This window comes from Mycolicibacterium setense (genome assembly GCF_000805385.1).
Taxonomy (GTDB): Bacteria; Actinomycetota; Actinomycetes; order Mycobacteriales; family Mycobacteriaceae; genus Mycobacterium; species Mycobacterium setense.
On sequence record NZ_JTJW01000006.1, the window covers coordinates 419,149 to 433,967 of the forward strand.

General features: G+C 66.8%; 18 protein-coding genes. 12 read left to right on the top strand and 6 right to left on the bottom strand.

What is annotated here, in order from left to right:
• Positions 1–59 precede the first annotated feature (59 nt).
• Positions 60–956: a D-alanyl-D-alanine carboxypeptidase family protein gene (locus tag QQ25_RS12665; protein WP_039378981.1), complete on the bottom strand. Its 897-nt coding sequence runs from the start codon at positions 954–956 to the stop codon at positions 60–62.
• Between the two features lie 96 nt (positions 957–1,052).
• On the opposite strand from QQ25_RS12665, the gene QQ25_RS12670 reads away from it, so the two are divergent.
• The 6 genes from QQ25_RS12670 to trmD all read left to right on the top strand — a co-directional run bounded on the left by QQ25_RS12670 (position 1,053) and on the right by trmD (position 4,983).
• Positions 1,053–2,270 carry an osmoprotectant NAGGN system M42 family peptidase gene (locus QQ25_RS12670; protein ID WP_276015892.1) on the top strand — a complete coding sequence of 406 codons (1,218 nt, stop codon included), beginning with the start codon at positions 1,053–1,055 and terminating at the stop codon, positions 2,268–2,270.
• Between the two features lie 71 nt (positions 2,271–2,341).
• A complete protein-coding gene (locus QQ25_RS12675; protein ID WP_039379879.1) occupies positions 2,342–2,773 on the top strand; it encodes a nuclear transport factor 2 family protein in 432 nt (143 codons plus the stop codon).
• 243 nt (positions 2,774–3,016) lie between these two features.
• Entirely contained in the window at positions 3,017–3,499 is a 483-nt protein-coding gene (gene rpsP, locus QQ25_RS12680) for a 30S ribosomal protein S16 (RefSeq protein WP_039318843.1), read from the top strand.
• Positions 3,500–3,507: 8 nt separating this feature from the next.
• Positions 3,508–3,750, top strand: coding sequence for an RNA-binding protein (locus QQ25_RS12685; RefSeq protein WP_003928628.1), 243 nt, complete (start codon positions 3,508–3,510; stop codon positions 3,748–3,750).
• A gap of 10 nt (positions 3,751–3,760) precedes the next feature.
• Positions 3,761–4,288 (top strand): ribosome maturation factor RimM, encoded by a 528-nt coding sequence (rimM, locus tag QQ25_RS12690; protein WP_039318857.1) that lies wholly within the window; start codon positions 3,761–3,763, stop codon positions 4,286–4,288.
• An 11-nt stretch (positions 4,289–4,299) separates the two neighbouring features.
• On the top strand, positions 4,300–4,983 hold the full coding sequence (trmD, locus tag QQ25_RS12695; RefSeq protein WP_039378984.1) for a tRNA (guanosine(37)-N1)-methyltransferase TrmD: 684 nt from the start codon (positions 4,300–4,302) through the stop codon (positions 4,981–4,983).
• Here trmD and QQ25_RS12700 read toward each other — a convergent pair.
• Positions 4,980–5,936: a serine hydrolase gene (locus QQ25_RS12700; protein WP_039318861.1), complete on the bottom strand. Its 957-nt coding sequence runs from the start codon at positions 5,934–5,936 to the stop codon at positions 4,980–4,982. The genes trmD and QQ25_RS12700 overlap by 4 nt on opposite strands.
• Before the next feature lie 324 nt (positions 5,937–6,260).
• On the opposite strand from QQ25_RS12700, the gene rplS reads away from it, so the two are divergent.
• From rplS to QQ25_RS12725, 5 genes are all read left to right on the top strand, one after another.
• A complete protein-coding gene (rplS, locus tag QQ25_RS12705) occupies positions 6,261–6,602 on the top strand; it encodes a 50S ribosomal protein L19 (protein ID WP_029111328.1) in 342 nt (113 codons plus the stop codon).
• Positions 6,568–7,539, top strand: coding sequence for a signal peptidase I (lepB, locus tag QQ25_RS12710; RefSeq protein ID WP_407661795.1), 972 nt, complete (start codon positions 6,568–6,570; stop codon positions 7,537–7,539). The genes rplS and lepB overlap by 35 nt, the downstream gene beginning before the upstream one ends.
• Before the next feature lie 22 nt (positions 7,540–7,561).
• Positions 7,562–8,353 carry a ribonuclease HII gene (locus tag QQ25_RS12715; RefSeq protein WP_052235869.1) on the top strand — a complete coding sequence of 264 codons (792 nt, stop codon included), beginning with the start codon at positions 7,562–7,564 and terminating at the stop codon, positions 8,351–8,353.
• On the top strand, positions 8,350–8,655 hold the full coding sequence (locus tag QQ25_RS12720; RefSeq protein WP_003881082.1) for a DUF2469 domain-containing protein: 306 nt from the start codon (positions 8,350–8,352) through the stop codon (positions 8,653–8,655). The genes QQ25_RS12715 and QQ25_RS12720 overlap by 4 nt, the downstream gene beginning before the upstream one ends.
• Positions 8,656–8,727: 72 nt before the next feature.
• Entirely contained in the window at positions 8,728–9,930 is a 1,203-nt protein-coding gene (locus QQ25_RS12725) for an amidohydrolase (protein ID WP_039379883.1), read from the top strand.
• Here QQ25_RS12725 and QQ25_RS12730 read toward each other — a convergent pair.
• Genes QQ25_RS12730 through QQ25_RS12745 form a run of 4 tightly spaced genes read right to left on the bottom strand, consistent with a single transcriptional unit; the run spans position 9,917 to position 13,285 of the window.
• Positions 9,917–10,621, bottom strand: coding sequence for a dienelactone hydrolase family protein (locus tag QQ25_RS12730; RefSeq protein WP_039318867.1), 705 nt, complete (start codon positions 10,619–10,621; stop codon positions 9,917–9,919). The two genes, QQ25_RS12725 and QQ25_RS12730, sit on opposite strands and share 14 nt — an antisense overlap.
• 24 nt (positions 10,622–10,645) lie before the next feature.
• Positions 10,646–12,100 carry a protein adenylyltransferase SelO gene (locus QQ25_RS12735; protein WP_039318869.1) on the bottom strand — a complete coding sequence of 485 codons (1,455 nt, stop codon included), beginning with the start codon at positions 12,098–12,100 and terminating at the stop codon, positions 10,646–10,648.
• A gap of 19 nt (positions 12,101–12,119) precedes the next feature.
• Entirely contained in the window at positions 12,120–12,506 is a 387-nt protein-coding gene (locus QQ25_RS12740; protein WP_039318871.1) for a DUF2237 family protein, read from the bottom strand.
• Positions 12,507–12,544: 38 nt separating this feature from the next.
• A complete protein-coding gene (locus QQ25_RS12745; RefSeq protein ID WP_039378985.1) occupies positions 12,545–13,285 on the bottom strand; it encodes an IclR family transcriptional regulator in 741 nt (246 codons plus the stop codon).
• Positions 13,286–13,444: 159 nt separating this feature from the next.
• Between QQ25_RS12745 and QQ25_RS12750 the strand changes: the two genes are divergently transcribed.
• The gene (locus QQ25_RS12750) at positions 13,445–14,809 is read left to right on the top strand and encodes an SLC13 family permease (protein ID WP_039378987.1); all 1,365 of its coding nucleotides are present in this window, start codon (positions 13,445–13,447) and stop codon (positions 14,807–14,809) included.
• The last annotated feature ends 10 nt before the right edge of the window (positions 14,810–14,819 follow it).

The following is a 14,819-nucleotide window of genomic DNA, read 5'->3' on the forward strand; positions in this document are numbered from 1 at the left end:
ACTCGCGCAGCGCGCGATCCGGTTTCCGATTGGTTGCGATGGTCGGGGCGCCGAAACCGCTACAGCGCGGCGATACCTGCCGAGCGGTCTTGCGCGAAACCCCAGTCCAACAGGCTGGCGGCCTGGTCCCAGTAGGTCGGCCCGCCTTCCTTGACCAGCCCGTACATCATCGCGATCACCAACCGGCGGCCGTCGCGTTGCGCTGCGCCGACAAACGTCTTGCGCGCCACATCTGTGAAACCGGTCTTACCGCCGAGCATCCCCGGATAGCGGCCCAGCATCTCGTCCTGGTTGGCCAACGTGACCGGGCCGCTGGGACCGGGGAACGACGCCGACGGCGACGACGTGATCGCGGCGAACACCGGATTGGCCAGTGCGGCGCGGAAGATCACGGCCAGGTCCCGTGGCGTGGTGGCCCCGTCGATGCCGGGCCCGTTCAGACCCGACGGTGATCCGGCATGGGTGGCGTTGGCGCCGAGCGCCGCGGCCTTGGCGTTCATCTTGGCCACAGCGGCGCCCTTGCCGCCGAGCATGTGCGCCAAGGTGTCGGCGGCGTCGTTGCCGGAGACCAGCAGCGCGGCGTCGAGCAGTTGTTGCATGGTGTAGGTGCGACCGGCTTTGATCCCGACGCAGGTGCACTCGACTTTCGCGTCGGCTCCGTCGGCGACGACGGTAGCGTCCAGGGGAAGTTCGTCGAGGGCCACCAGCGCCAGCAGTGTCTTGATGGTGCTGGCGGGTGCGTGCGGGACGTACTGGTCTCGACCGGCCAGGATCTGGCCGGTATCGATGTCGGCGACGATCCAGGCCGGCGCGGGACCGTCCGGGATGGGCGCCGAGCCCACCTGCTGCACAGCGGCGTCGGCCGAGGCGGTGGGGGAGCCGACCACAGCTCCGACTACAACTGTGGGGAGGAGTGCCGCGAGACAGAGCGAGATTGAGCCGACGAGCCTGACCATGTGCACTGACCCTAAAGCGTGCACGTTCCTCGCGCATAGGAGCCCGAGGAAGATTCGACGAATTCGAGGGGAGACACCGTGGCAGAACCCGCCACCATGCCCGAGGCGGAACGCAAGTGGATGGTCGACACGCTGCTGGCGTTGCTGCAGACCCCGAGCCCGTCGGGACGCACCGACGCCGTGATGCAGTTGATCGGCGACATTCTCAACGACCTCGGCGTGCCGTTCACTTTGACCCGGCGCGGCGCGTTGACTGCCGAACTGCCGGGTGAGTCGCCCACCATCGACCGGGCGCTGGTGGTGCACTCCGACACCATCGGATGCATGGTCCGGGATCTGAAGGACAACGGCCGCCTCGAATTGGTCCCGGTCGGCACGTTCTCCGCGCGGTTCGCTGCGGGCGCCCGGGTCCGGATCTTCTCCGACGACCCCGACGAGTTCTTCACGGGCACGATCATGCCGCTCAAGGCCAGCGGGCACGCCTACGGCGACGAGATCGACACCCAGCCCACCGACTGGGATCACGTGGAGGTCCGGGTGGACCGGAACGTGTCGACGCGTGCCGATCTGGAACGTCTGGGTCTGAACGTCGGCGACTTCGTCGCGCTGATCGCCAGCCCCGAACTCACCGAGGACGGATTCGTGGTGTCCCGGCACCTCGACGGGAAAGCGGGGGTGGCGGTCGCGTTGGCCCTGGCCAAGACGATCGCAGAGCAGAAGATCGTGCTGCCGCACCGCGCGACGCTCATGGTGACCATCACCGAGGAAGTGGGGCACGGCGCCAGTCACGGGCTGCCACCCGATGTGGCCGAGCTGGTCTCGGTGGACAACGCGGTCTGCGCCCCGGGCCAGCATTCGATCGAGCACGGTGTGACGATCCCGATGGCCGACCTGCACGGCCCGTTCGACTATCACCTGACCCGCAAGCTCTGCCGCCTGGCCGAGGGGCAGGGCATCCCGTTCGCGCGGGACGTGTTCCGTTACTACCGGTCCGACGCGGCGGCGGCCATCGAGGCGGGCGCAGGTACCCGGGCGGCGCTGGTGGGGTTCGGTCTGGACGGCAGCCACGGGTGGGAACGGACTCACCTGGACTCGTTGGAGGCGACCTATCTACTGCTGAACGCCTGGCTGCAGACACCGTTGACATTCGAGGCGTGGGATTCCAACCCGACCGGCGCGCTCCGCGACTTCCCGTCCTCGAAGCAGCCGGCGCCCAGTGAGCAGTGGGTGCCGTTGTCCCGCGGTGACTTCACCGAGCCGGGCGACGCCTCGCCGGGGGAGCATTGGCCGCCTTCGGAGGGCCCGCAATCCTGACGCGCACGTGAGGAGCAATCTGGGTCGGCGGACGTGAAGAGCAACAAGGATCGGTGGTGTTGAATCGAATGGTGCTGAGCCTGGAAGAGATTTCGGACCGCCTGGAGATCCAGCAGTTGCTGATCGACTACTCCACGGCGATCGACCGTCGACTGTTCGATGACCTGGATGCGGTGTTCACCGCCGACGCCTATATCGACTACCGGGCGATGGGTGGCATCGACGGTAAATACCCGGACGTCAAGGCCTGGTTGGCCGAAGTGCTGCCGAACTTTCCGGCCTATGCCCACATGCTCGGGAACTTCGATCTTCGCATCACGTACGACCCGGCCGGCGACACCGCATCCTCGCGCACCATCTGCTTCAACCCGATGGTGCTGCCGGGGCTGGAGCAACAGGTGTTGTTCTGCGGGCTGTGGTACGAGGACGAGTTCGTCCGCACGGCCGATGGTTGGCGGATGAGCCGCCGCGTCGAGACCAAGTGCTTCGACAAGATCGTCTGACGACGCCGGTCCCCGCGACGAGTGGCCAGTTGCGACACGCAACCATCGAAAACTTGTGCGATAACTGGCCATTCGGACCAGATTTGGGCTGGTCGGCATCGTTCTGGCACAATTGGCGGCTGTCTGCCGTGCGACTCGTTCAATGCGCTGCGCGGCGGTCACACACGTAAGGCAAAACCGGATCGGGCAATTCCGCCCGCATCGCCGAATTGCAGCGTGACACGCAAGGAGAAGTGCTTAACCATGGCTGTCAAGATCAAGCTCACCCGGCTTGGCAAGATCCGCAACCCCCAGTACCGCATCGCCGTCGCCGACGCGCGCACCCGCCGCGAAGGCCGCGCCATCGAGGTCATCGGCCGCTACCACCCCAAGGAAGAGCCGAGCCTGATCGAGATCGATTCGGAGCGCGCGCAGTACTGGCTGGGTGTCGGTGCTCAGCCCACCGAGCCGGTTCTGGCCCTGCTGAAGATCACCGGTGACTGGCAGAAGTTCAAGGGCCTGCCGGGTGCCGAGGGCACGCTGAAGGTCAAGGAGCCCAAGCCGTCCAAGCTGGACCTGTTCAATGCTGCGCTGGCCGAGGCCGAGAGCGGCGCCGGTGCCGCGGCGGTGACGCCGAAGAAGAAGAAGGCTCCGAAGAAGGATCAGCAGGACGAGGCCGCCGCCGAGGCGACCGGCACCGAAGCTGAGGCACCTGCGGCCGCCGACGAAGCCGCAAGCGAGAGCTGAGCATCGCAGTGAGTTCTGTCGTGGTCGACGCCGTCGAGCACCTGGTCCGCGGCATCGTGGACAATCCCGACGACGTACGTGTCGACATGGTCACCAACCGCCGTGGGCGGACCGTCGAGGTGCACGTGCACCCCGATGACCTGGGCAAGGTCATCGGACGCGGCGGCCGTACGGCCACTGCGCTGCGGACCTTGGTCGCGGGCATCGGTGGGCGCGGTATTCGCGTCGACGTGGTGGACACCGACCAGTAGCGTCGGATCCATGGACCTGGTTGTCGGGCGGGTTGTCAAAGCTCACGGCATTACCGGCGAGGTTGTCGTCGAGGTCCGCACCGACGACCCCGACGCCCGGTTCACCCCTGGCGTGGCCCTTCGGGGCCGCGCCAAAGGGGGTGGGGAGCGCACTTTCTCGGTGGAGTCCGTGCGTGAACACTCGGGTCGGCTGCTGGTTCGCCTGGCCGGTGTCAGCGACCGCAATGCCGCCGACGCGTTGCGTGGCACGGTGTTCGTCGTCGACACCGCCGAGCTGCCCGCGATCGATGATCCCGACGAGTTCTATGACCACGAACTCGAAGGGCTGCGGGTCGTCACGGTCGACGGCACCGCGGTCGGTGTGGTCCGCGAGGTACTGCACACCGCGGCCGGAGAATTGTTGTCGGTCAAGGCCGACGCCGACGGCCGCGAGATACTCGTCCCGTTCGTCAGCGCCATCGTCACATCGGTGTCCCGGGACACCGGAACCGTCGTCATCGATCCTCCGGACGGTCTGCTGAACCTGGACCTGGTCTGACGGGCCGCGCAGTGCGAATAGACGTCCTCACGATCTTCCCGGCCTATCTCGATCCGATCCGGCAGTCGTTGCCCGGCAAGGCGATCGACGCCGGGATCCTCTCCCTGGCCGTGCACGACCTCCGGAACTGGACCCATGACGTGCACCGATCGGTGGATGACTCGCCGTATGGTGGCGGTCCGGGAATGGTCATGAAGGCGCCGGTATGGGGCGAGGCGCTCGATGAAATCTGTTCTGAAGAAACACTTCTGGTCGTACCGACTCCTGCCGGACGCCCGTTCACCCAAGCCGTGGCCGAGCGTTGGAGCACAGAGTCGCATCTGGTGTTCGCCTGCGGCCGGTACGAGGGGATCGACCAGCGGGTGGCCGACGACGCCGCTCGCCGAATGCGGGTCGAAGAGGTTTCCATCGGCGACTACGTACTCAACGGTGGCGAGTCGGCGGCCTTGGTGATGATCGAGGCCGTGGTTCGGTTGATGCCCGATGTGTTGGGCAACCCCGCATCACACCAACAGGATTCGCACTCCGACGGCCTGCTCGAAGGGCCGAGCTACACCCGTCCGCAGAGCTGGCGTGGGCTCGAAGTGCCCGACGTGCTGCTGTCCGGGGATCACGCCAAGATCGCGGCATGGCGCCATGAGCAATCGCTGCAACGCACCCGCGAGCGCCGGCCGGATCTGCTCGACGAGTCCTAGATCCGGCCGCCGGGGAACATCGTCTTGACGGCGTCGGTGATGGTGTCGCGTGCCGTGGCGGCGTTCGTGGGCTGCAGCGCGCCGATCACCATGATGAAGCGACGGTCGGGCCCGATCACGCCGGTCGACAGGTGCATCCAATCCGAGCCGATGCAGCACATCCAACCCTGTTTGACCGCGACCGGTTCTGAGTAGAGGCCCTCGGGAATGCCGAATCGCTGGGGGTAGATGCCGCCCGGTTGGGTGCCGTCGATGGCGTTCGGGGTGGACTGGGCCAGGTTGGACAGGATGACGTTGGCCTGTTCGGCGGGCAGGCCGCCGCTGCCGTTCATCAACATGTCGTAGTAGCGCACCAGATCGGCGGCGGTGCTGATGGTGTTCCACCACCGGCCGTCGTTAGGTGGCCGCGTCGAGCCCAAGCCGTAGCGGGCGGCCACCCGGTTGATGATCGCGCTGCCGCCACTGCGGTTCCAGAAGACCTCGGCGGCACTGTCGTCGGAGGACCGCAGCATCACGTCGAGGTTGTTGCGGTCCTCGGGACTGAGGACGGTCTGCCGCTTGGCTTCCTGCAGCAGCAGATCGTCGGCGATGAACAACTTGACCACCGACGCGATGGCGATGGACGTGCCGTTCCCGTTGGACACCAGCTGGCCGGTGTTGCGGTCGAGCACCAGCACCGTGATCTCGGCGCCGTCACCGGCGGCGTCCTCGGTGGCCCGCTGGGTGCGGTCCTCGAGCCCGGTGAAGCTGGCCGCGGGTTCGCCCGGAGACGCCTCGGGTAATGGAGCCATGCTGCCCTGGGGGACGACGACCGTCAGCTGAGGTGCGTCGGGTGCGTCCGGGGGAGTTCCGTAGACCCGGGCTTCACAGCCGACCGAGATGACGGCCATCGCGACTATTGCCGTCATGCTGGCCGCGCTCGCCACCATCCGCTTCGACGGCCGCCGTGGCATGGTCCTCCTTGAACCGTCAACAAATCCGATGGGCTCTGCGGGACCGGCCCATCGGGTGGGTGAAGCCTAACTGTTGGCCGTGCGGCGCGCGCCCTTAGTCGTGCTCGAAGTATGCTGCCGGAGTCGATACGGATGGGTGCTGTGACTCGCCGGATTTCACGGTATGGGTACCCGTCTGGCACAATTGAGCAGTTGTCTGCGCAGGGCTGGGCCGGCTTGTCCGCGTTCCGCTGCGAGATACACCCCGATACACCCGAAAATAGCTTCGGCTGCGCACGATGTGCGCGCACGTCCGGAGCCGCGAACAACAAGGAAGTGTCACCGATGAACACGCTGGACTTCGTCGATCAGGCGTCGCTGCGCGACGACATCCCGACCTTCAGCCCCGGCGACACCGTCAATGTGCATGTGAAGGTGATCGAGGGCTCGAAGGAACGCATCCAGGTCTTCAAGGGTGTCGTGATCCGTCGCCAGGGTGGCGGCATCCGCGAGACCTTCACCGTGCGGAAGGAAAGCTACGGCGTCGGCGTCGAGCGGACCTTCCCGGTGCATTCGCCCAACATCGATCACCTCGATGTCGTGACCCGCGGTGACGTGCGTCGCGCCAAGCTCTACTACCTGCGCGAACTGCGTGGCAAGAAGGCGAAGATCAAGGAAAAGCGCTGAGCGCGCTGCTCCGCCTGACGAAGCTCTCGTCGCGGGACCGGTCACGACGCTCGCTACTGTGGTGCCTGTGACCGGACCCACCGACTCTGCCGACGCGCGCTCGGAGGGCAACCTCGAAGCCGACCCAGAATCAGATCCCGCGTCCGCGGTGACGGAGTCTGACACCGGCGATGCGCCGGACGAACCGGAGCGCAAGCATTCCACGGCGCGTGAGATCGCCATTCTGGCCACCATCGCCCTGGTGCTGTACTACGTCACGTTGACGTTCATCGCGCGGCCCTATCTGATTCCCTCGGAATCCATGGAGCCGACGCTGCACGGCTGTGCCGGCTGCGTCGGTGACCGCATCATGGTCGACAAGGTGACCTACCGTTTCTCGAAGCCGGAACCCGGCGATGTGGTGGTCTTCAAGGGCCCGCCGTCGTGGAACGTCGGCTACAAGTCGATCCGTTCGGACAACACCGCCATCCGCTGGGTGCAGAATGCGCTCTCTTTTGTCGGTTTTGTGCCGCCGGATGAGAATGACCTGGTCAAGCGTGTGATCGCGGTGGGCGGCCAGACGGTGCAATGCCGTGCTGACACCGGGCTGACGGTCGACGGCAAACAGCTCAACGAGCCGTATCTGGATCCGGCGACCATGATGGCCGACCCCGGTATCTATCCGTGCCTGGGCCCTGAGTTCGGGCCCGTCACCGTCCCGCAGGACCGGTTGTGGGTGTTGGGTGACAACCGGACCCATTCGGCCGACTCGCGGTTCCACTGCACGAATCTGACCGAAGACACCCGGCCCGATGCGCGGCAACGTGTGCTGTGCACAGGCGATCCGATGGCCGGCACTGTTCCGGTGGAGAATGTGATCGGAAAGGCACGGTTCATCGCCTGGCCACCGTCCCGATGGGGCGGTATCAATGGCGTGAACCCGCAGACCAACTCTTAGGAGCTGCCCTGTGCCGCCAGTGGTGAAGGCGTCGTGGCCGCCGCGAACGGTGATCCGGAGGTCCTCTGGGCTGCGCACCCTGGAATCCGCGCTCTATCGCAACGGTCTGGGCCCGGTCGCCGGGGTGGACGAGGTGGGCCGCGGGGCCTGCGCGGGTCCGCTGGTGGTGGCAGCCTGCGTGCTGGGCCCGAATCGCATGGACAGCCTGGCCGCGCTCGACGATTCGAAGAAGCTCGGGGAGCGTGAACGCGAGCGGTTGTTTCCCCTGATCCGCCGGTATGCCCTGGCGTATCACGTGGTATTCATTCCGTCCGATGAGGTGGACCGCCGCGGCGTCCACGTCGCCAATATCGAAGGCATGCGGCGGGCGGTGGCGGGGTTGTCGCTGCGGCCCGGTTACGTGCTGTGCGACGGCTTCCGGGTGCCCGGTCTGGCGGTGCCGTCCCTGCCGGTGATCGGCGGAGATGGCGCGGCCGCCTGCATCGCCGCGGCCAGCGTGCTGGCGAAGGTCAGCCGGGACCGGCTGATGGTCGATATGGAACGGGACCATCCGGGATATGGGTTCGCCGAGCACAAGGGCTACAGCACTCCTGCGCACTCCGCGGCGTTGGCGGAGTTGGGGCCGTGTGCGGAGCATCGCTACTCGTATGTGAACGTGCGGCGGGCCGCAGAGATGACGGACGTGCGGCGGGCCGCAGAGATGACGGACGTGCGGCGGGAAATGGCACCAATGCGGCATGCTGAAACGGCGTACGCAAAGATGGGCGACAAGGCATCAGCACAACGAGAACGAGAAGGACAGCACACCAGATGAGCGCCGAGGATCTCGAGAAGTATGAAACCGAGATGGAGCTCTCGCTGTACCGCGAATACAAGGACATCGTCGGGCAGTTCAGCTACGTCGTCGAGACCGAGCGCCGGTTCTACCTGGCCAACAGCGTGGAGCTGATTCCGCGAAACTCGGAGGGCGAGGTGTACTTCGAGTTGAGGCTCGCCGATGCGTGGGTGTGGGACATGTACCGCCCGGCCCGGTTCGTCAAGCAGGTGCGGGTCATCACGTTCAAGGACGTGAACATCGAAGAGGTCGAGAAGCCCGAGCTGCGGTTGCCGGAGTAACAGCGAACGGAGAGCGACGCGATGGCGAATGTCAGTAAGGGATCCGACGATGTTCGCCGCCGCGCCGATGCGGTGCTGGCGCACTTGCCCGAGGTGCGCACGTGGCAGGAGCCGCTCTACCGAGACCTGCACCAGCATCCCGAACTGTCGCATCAGGAGCGGCGCACCGCGGGTGTGGTGGCGGCACGGCTGCGGGATTCGGGATTGACCGTCCATGAAGGTGTCGGGGGCACCGGCGTGATCGGTGTGCTCGATAACGGTGACGGCCCCCGGGTGCTGATGCGTGCGGATATGGATGCGCTGCCGGTGACGGAGGCGACGGGTTTGCCGTATGCGAGTTCCGAGGCCGGAGTGATGCATGCGTGTGGGCATGACGCGCATGTGACCTGCCTGCTGGGTGCGGCCGAGCTGTTCGCTCGTGGGCCAGAGAGCTGGGCCGGTACGTTGATCACGCTGTTCCAGCCCGCCGAAGAGGTGGGCGACGGGGCTCGTGGAATGGTCGATGACGGCCTGGCCGAGCTGGTCGGCCCGCTGGATGTGGCGTTGGCGCAGCACGTTTTTCCCGTACCGGCCGGGCAGGTGCGTACCCGCAGCGGTCCGGTGTTGACCGCGGCCGACAGCATGCGCATCACGGTCTACGGCCGTGGCGGGCACGGCTCGATGCCGCAGGCCACAGTGGACCCGGTGGTGTTGGCGTCGATGATCGTCATCCGGCTGCAGACGATCGTGTCGCGTGAGGTCGATCCGAGCCAGATGGTGGTGCTGACCGTCGGCAGTATCCGGTCGGGGACCAAGAGCAATGTCATCGGCGATCACGCGGTACTCGAACTCAACCTGCGCACCTTCGACGAATCGGTGCGCGCCGCGGTGCTGGCCGCGATCCGGCGCGTGGTCGTTGCGGAGTGTCAGGCATCCGACTCGCCGCGAGAGCCGGAGTTCGAGTTGTACGCCAGCTTTCCGCTGACCGTCAACGATGCCGAGGTGACGGCCCGGGTCGAGGCCGCCTTCGGCGAGTACTTCGGTGACCGCGCGCAGACCATGCCGGCCGCCTCCGCCAGTGAGGATTTCAGTGAGATCCCCGTGGCTTTGGGGGTGCCGTACACCTTTTGGGGGTTCGGCGGCGCCGACGAGCAGGCCTTCCGCGACGCGGTGGCCGCCGATCGGGTGAGCGCGGACATCCCGGTGAACCACTCACCGCGGTTCGCCCCGGTGCTCCAGCCGACGCTGGACACCGGGACCGAGGCGCTGGTGGTGGCGGGGCTCAGTTGGCTTTAGCCGTGAGGTGCTGGTCGAAGAAGGCGAACACCCGCGTCCAGGCGTCGGCGGTGGCGGCCTCGTTGTAGCCGAAGCCGGCGATCCGCAGAAACGACTGTCCGGGTAGCTGGTTGGCGAAGCTGTGGCCGGCCTCGGGGTAGACCTTGATGTCGGCGGGGATGTTCTTGGCGTCGGTGATGCGCCGTAACCGGTCCGGTGCACCGATACCCATCGGGTCGCGACGTCCGAAGCTGGCGACGATGGGGCAGGACGCGTCGAGGGTATCGTCCAGGTGGCGCGGCAGTGGGGTGCCGTAGAAGGGCGCCGAGGCGCCAAAACCTTTGGGGCCCAGGACAAGTGCGAACTGCCCGCCCATGCAGAAACCCGCGATACCGATGGCCCCGGTGCACTGTGGATGCGTGCGGAGGTGGTCGCGGGCGGCCAGAATGTCGTCGAGTGCCCGTCCCCGCTGAGTCAGCAGGTCACGCATCACCCGGGTGATGCACCGGGCCCGGCCCCCGCGGGAGTAGAGATTCGGCGTGAGTGCGAGATAGCCTGCCGCCGCGACGCGTTCGGAGATCGCCTCGTTGTCCGGGCCATAGCCGATCGCGTCGTGGATGATCACCACCCCGGGCCACGGCCCTTCGCCATTGGGGACGGCGAGCAGAGCATCGATCGGACCGGCCGGGGTTTCCACGGTGAGAGTCGTCACCTCACCGAGGGTAGCGGGCGACCGTCAGGTTCCGCAGAACGTGCGGTAGGCGCCGAAGCTCGCAGGCGCGGGCTCGGCATACCGCTCGAGCCCGGGACGCTCGTCGTAGGGCGCCGTGAGGGCATGCATGAGGTGTCGAACGGGTTCCAGGTCACCGTCGGTGGCGGCGGTCAGCGCCTCCTCGACCAGATGATTGCGGGGGATGTAAACGGGATTCACCCGGTCCATGGCCTCGGCGTCGGGTCCCAGGGCGCGCCACCGTGCGAGCCACTCGTCGAATCCGTCGGCGATGGCGGACTCTCCGCGCGCGGCACGGCCGAGGGTCCGGAAGAAGGTCGTGTAGTCAGTTCGGTGCTGTTGCAGCAGCGCAAGCAGGTCGTTCACCAGAGTGCGGGCCGCCCCGTCGTCGACACCGATGCGCAACCCGAGCTTGGCGTGCATCCCGGCCGACCACGCCGCGTCGAACTGCCCCCCGAAGCCGTGCAGCGCTTGGGTGGCGAGTTCGACGGCTTCGTCACCGTCGTCGGCGAGCAGGGGGAGCAGGGTTTCGGCGAATCGGGCGAGGTTCCACGCGGCCACCGTGGGCTGGTTGCCGTAGGCGTAGCGGCCGCCATGATCGATCGAGCTGAATACTGTTGCGGGGTCGAAGGTTTCCATGAAGGCGCACGGACCGTAGTCGATCGTCTCACCGGAGATGGTCATGTTGTCGGTGTTCATCACGCCGTGCACGAATCCGACCAGCATCCACTGCGCGAGCAGCTTGGCCTGTGCGGAGATCACCGCCTCGTAGAGCGCCAGGTAAGGGTTGGCGGCGCCGGCCGCGTCGGGGTGGTGGCGGGCGATGGCGTGGTCGGCGAGACGGCGCAGCAGCCCGAGGTCTCCGGCCGACTGGGTGTACGCGACGGCGTACTGGAAACTGCCGACCCGCAGGTGGCTCGCGGCGATCCGGGCGAGCACTGCCCCGGGCAGCAGGGTCTCGCGCCGCACTTGCCGTCCGGTGGCCACCACGGCCAGCGATCGGGTGGTGGGAATGCCCATGGCGTGCATCGCCTCGCTGACGATGTACTCGCGCAGCATGGGCCCGACGACGGCCAGACCGTCGCCGCCCCGGGCGAACGGGGTGCGTCCCGATCCCTTGAGGTGCAGGTCGCGGGGACGGTCGCCGGCATCGACGAATTCACCGATCAGCAGGGCGCGCCCGTCACCGAGGCGCGGGACGTACCCGCCGAACTGGTGCCCGGCGTAGGCCTGTGCGACGGGGGTGGCGCCCTCGGGGACGACGGTGCCCGACAGCAGGCCGAGCCCGTCGGGCGTGCGTAGCCAGGACGCGTCGAGCCCGAGCTCGGCGGCCAGCGGCTCGTTGAGCACGAGCAACCGTGGCGCCGGGGTGGCCTCGGCCTGCCACGCGACCGCCATCTCGGGCAGTGCGCGGGCGAAGCGGTTGTCGAGCACAACGGTCGGTTCGGGTGCGATGCTCACGTCTTGAGCCTACGGAGGGTCAGAGGCTGCCCAGGTCGTCCGGCACGTCGACGGCGTACTGCTGTAGAACGTCGAGGGGCACCAGCTCGAGGGTCCGTTCATGGGTGGCGGCCAGCACCACCGGGGCAGCCTTGCCGTCATCGTGCGCACGCAGCCAGTTGACCGCGGTGACGCACCAGCGGTCTCCCGGTGTCAGGCCGGGAAATCGGTACTGCGGTGCCGGTGTCGACAGGTCGTTGCCGATGGACCGTTGGTGTTCGAGGAACTCGGTTGTCACCACCGCGCAGATGGTGTGCCGGCCCGCGTCGGCGTCGCCGGTCGAGCAGCACCCGTCGCGGTAGAACCCGGTGAGCGGGTCCGTGCCGCACTCGTCGAGCGGGCCACCGAGCACGTTGCGATCGGCCATCGCGTCACCGCCTTTTCCTGAAGCTCTGTCCCGTGCCTTCACAATGCCGCATGGATGCGCTGTGCGGTGTCGCGCACCGCACAGCCGAACGTGTCGAACTTGTCGGGCGTGATCCTGCTGCTGGGGCCCGATATCGAAACCGACCCGATGGGTTCGCGTTGCGCGTTGAGGATGCTGGCGCCGATGGCGGTGATCCCGGTGTTGAGCCCCTGTTCGTTCACCGAGTACCCCCGCGCCCGTACCAATTCGATCGTCGCGCTCAGCCGGTCCGGATCGGTGATCGTGTGTTCGGTCTGCGGCAACAGGCGCTGTGACAGGTAATCGGCGACATAGTCGTCGGTACTGGCGGCGAGAAAGGCGATTCCGGTCGCGGAGGCGTGCAACGGAATTCGTGACCCCAACGGCATGAAGGCGCGGAGTGGATGCGGTGTGTCCAAGCGCTCGATGAGGACCAACTCCGGGCCGTCGGGCGCGGCGAGGTGGATGGTCTCGGTGGTGTCGAGCTGCAACTGGTTGAGATAGGGGAGCGCGGTCTCGCGCATCAGCTGGTGGTCACCGGCCCGGCTGCCGACGGAGAACGCGCGGTAGGTCAGGTTCCACCGGGTGGGTTGTGACGAGGTTGACCGCAACCAGCCGATTTCGTGCAGGGTGAGCAGGCAGCGCTGCACGGTGCTCTTGGGTAACCCGACGGCGCGGGTGAGCTCGGACAGGCCCACGGGTTGCAGCCGGGCAACCGTCTCGAGCACTTGAAACGCGGACACCACGCTGTTCGTCGACATGCGCCCTCCCTCGGCTACACATATTGACCCGCTACGCGACATATTGACCCGCTACGCGGATGTGAGCTAGCTTACCCGCACTGGTTCATTCTGTAGACCAGTGTGCCACACAGTGGACCAGTCGGGGAAGCGTAGTACAACGTTTCGAAAGGCGATGGAATGACAGTTCAGCTGCTGGCGCTGGCGATATTCGTCGGCGTCTTCGCGGTTTCGGCATGGCGCAACGCGCATCTCGGCGTGTTGATGTTCGCCGCGGCGTGCGGGGTCGGGCTCGGATTGGCCGGGATGCCGATCGACGACATCATCGACGGCTTCCCGGTCAGCATCCTGGTCCTGCTGGTCGGGGTGACGTACTTCTTCGGCATCGCCCACGCCAACGGCACCATCGACCGGATCATCGAAGTCACCCTGGCCAAGGTCGGCCACCGGACGGTGCTGCTGCCCTTGGTGTTCTTCCTGCTGACCGCCGGCATCTCGGCAATGGGCTCGCCACTGGGCGGCCTGGTGATGGCGCCGATCGGCATGATGGTGGCCGACAAACGCGCGATCGATCCCATGCTGATGGCGCTCTCGATCGGCACCGGTCTCAGCGCCGGGGCATTCGCGCCCACCAGCCTGTTCGGCATCGTCACCTACGGCACCGCACACGAGGCCGGCATCGATCTCAGCCCGTTCCTGTTGTTCGGCGTGGCACTCGTGGTCAACCTCGTATTGCTGGCAGCCGCATACGTCCTGTTCGGCGGAATGAAACTGCGGCACGTGAACCCCGTTGACGCGCAGGCGATTTCCTTGCCCGCCGACGATCGGCTGGTGACGGTCGGTGGCGGTACGCGCGGCGCGGCACGCGGCGGATCCACCGGCGGTACGTCGGACACGGACCTGGCACCGGGTAGCGATCGAACGCCGTTCACTGCCCATCAGATTGCCACCGTGGTGGCCATGGTCGGATTGATCGGTGCCGTGATCGGCCTGTCGCTGGCGGGCACCGACCCCGACATCGGTGTGCTGGCCTTCGCGCTCGGCGCGGTACTGACCCTCATCGACCCGGCGTCCGGCAACAAGGCGATTCCCCGAATCGACTGGTCGACGGTTCTGCTGGTCGGCGGCATCATCACGTTCGTCGGCGTGCTCGACAAGCTGGGCGCGGTCGATCTGCTCGGTGAGTTCGCCGGTCACATCGGCGTGCCGCTGCTGGCCGCACTGTTCATTTGCCTTGTGGCAGGGCTTGTCTCGGCCTTCGCCTCAACCACCGGAATGCTGGCCGCACTGGTTCCGCTCGCGCTTCCACTGGTCGCCGCGGGCGGCATCCCCGGATGGGCGCTGATGTGCGCGCTCGGCGTGTGCGCGTCGATCGTCGACGTATCGCCGTTCTCCACCGTCGGCGCGACATTGGTGGCCACCACTGTCGACGAGGCGCAGCGGCCCCGCATGACCCGCATGTTGATGCGCTGGGGGCTGTCGATGGTGGTCATCGGCCCGGTCCTGCTGGTGGGCGCCCTGGTTGTTCCGGGCACGGTGTTCTGAGTGCCGTTAC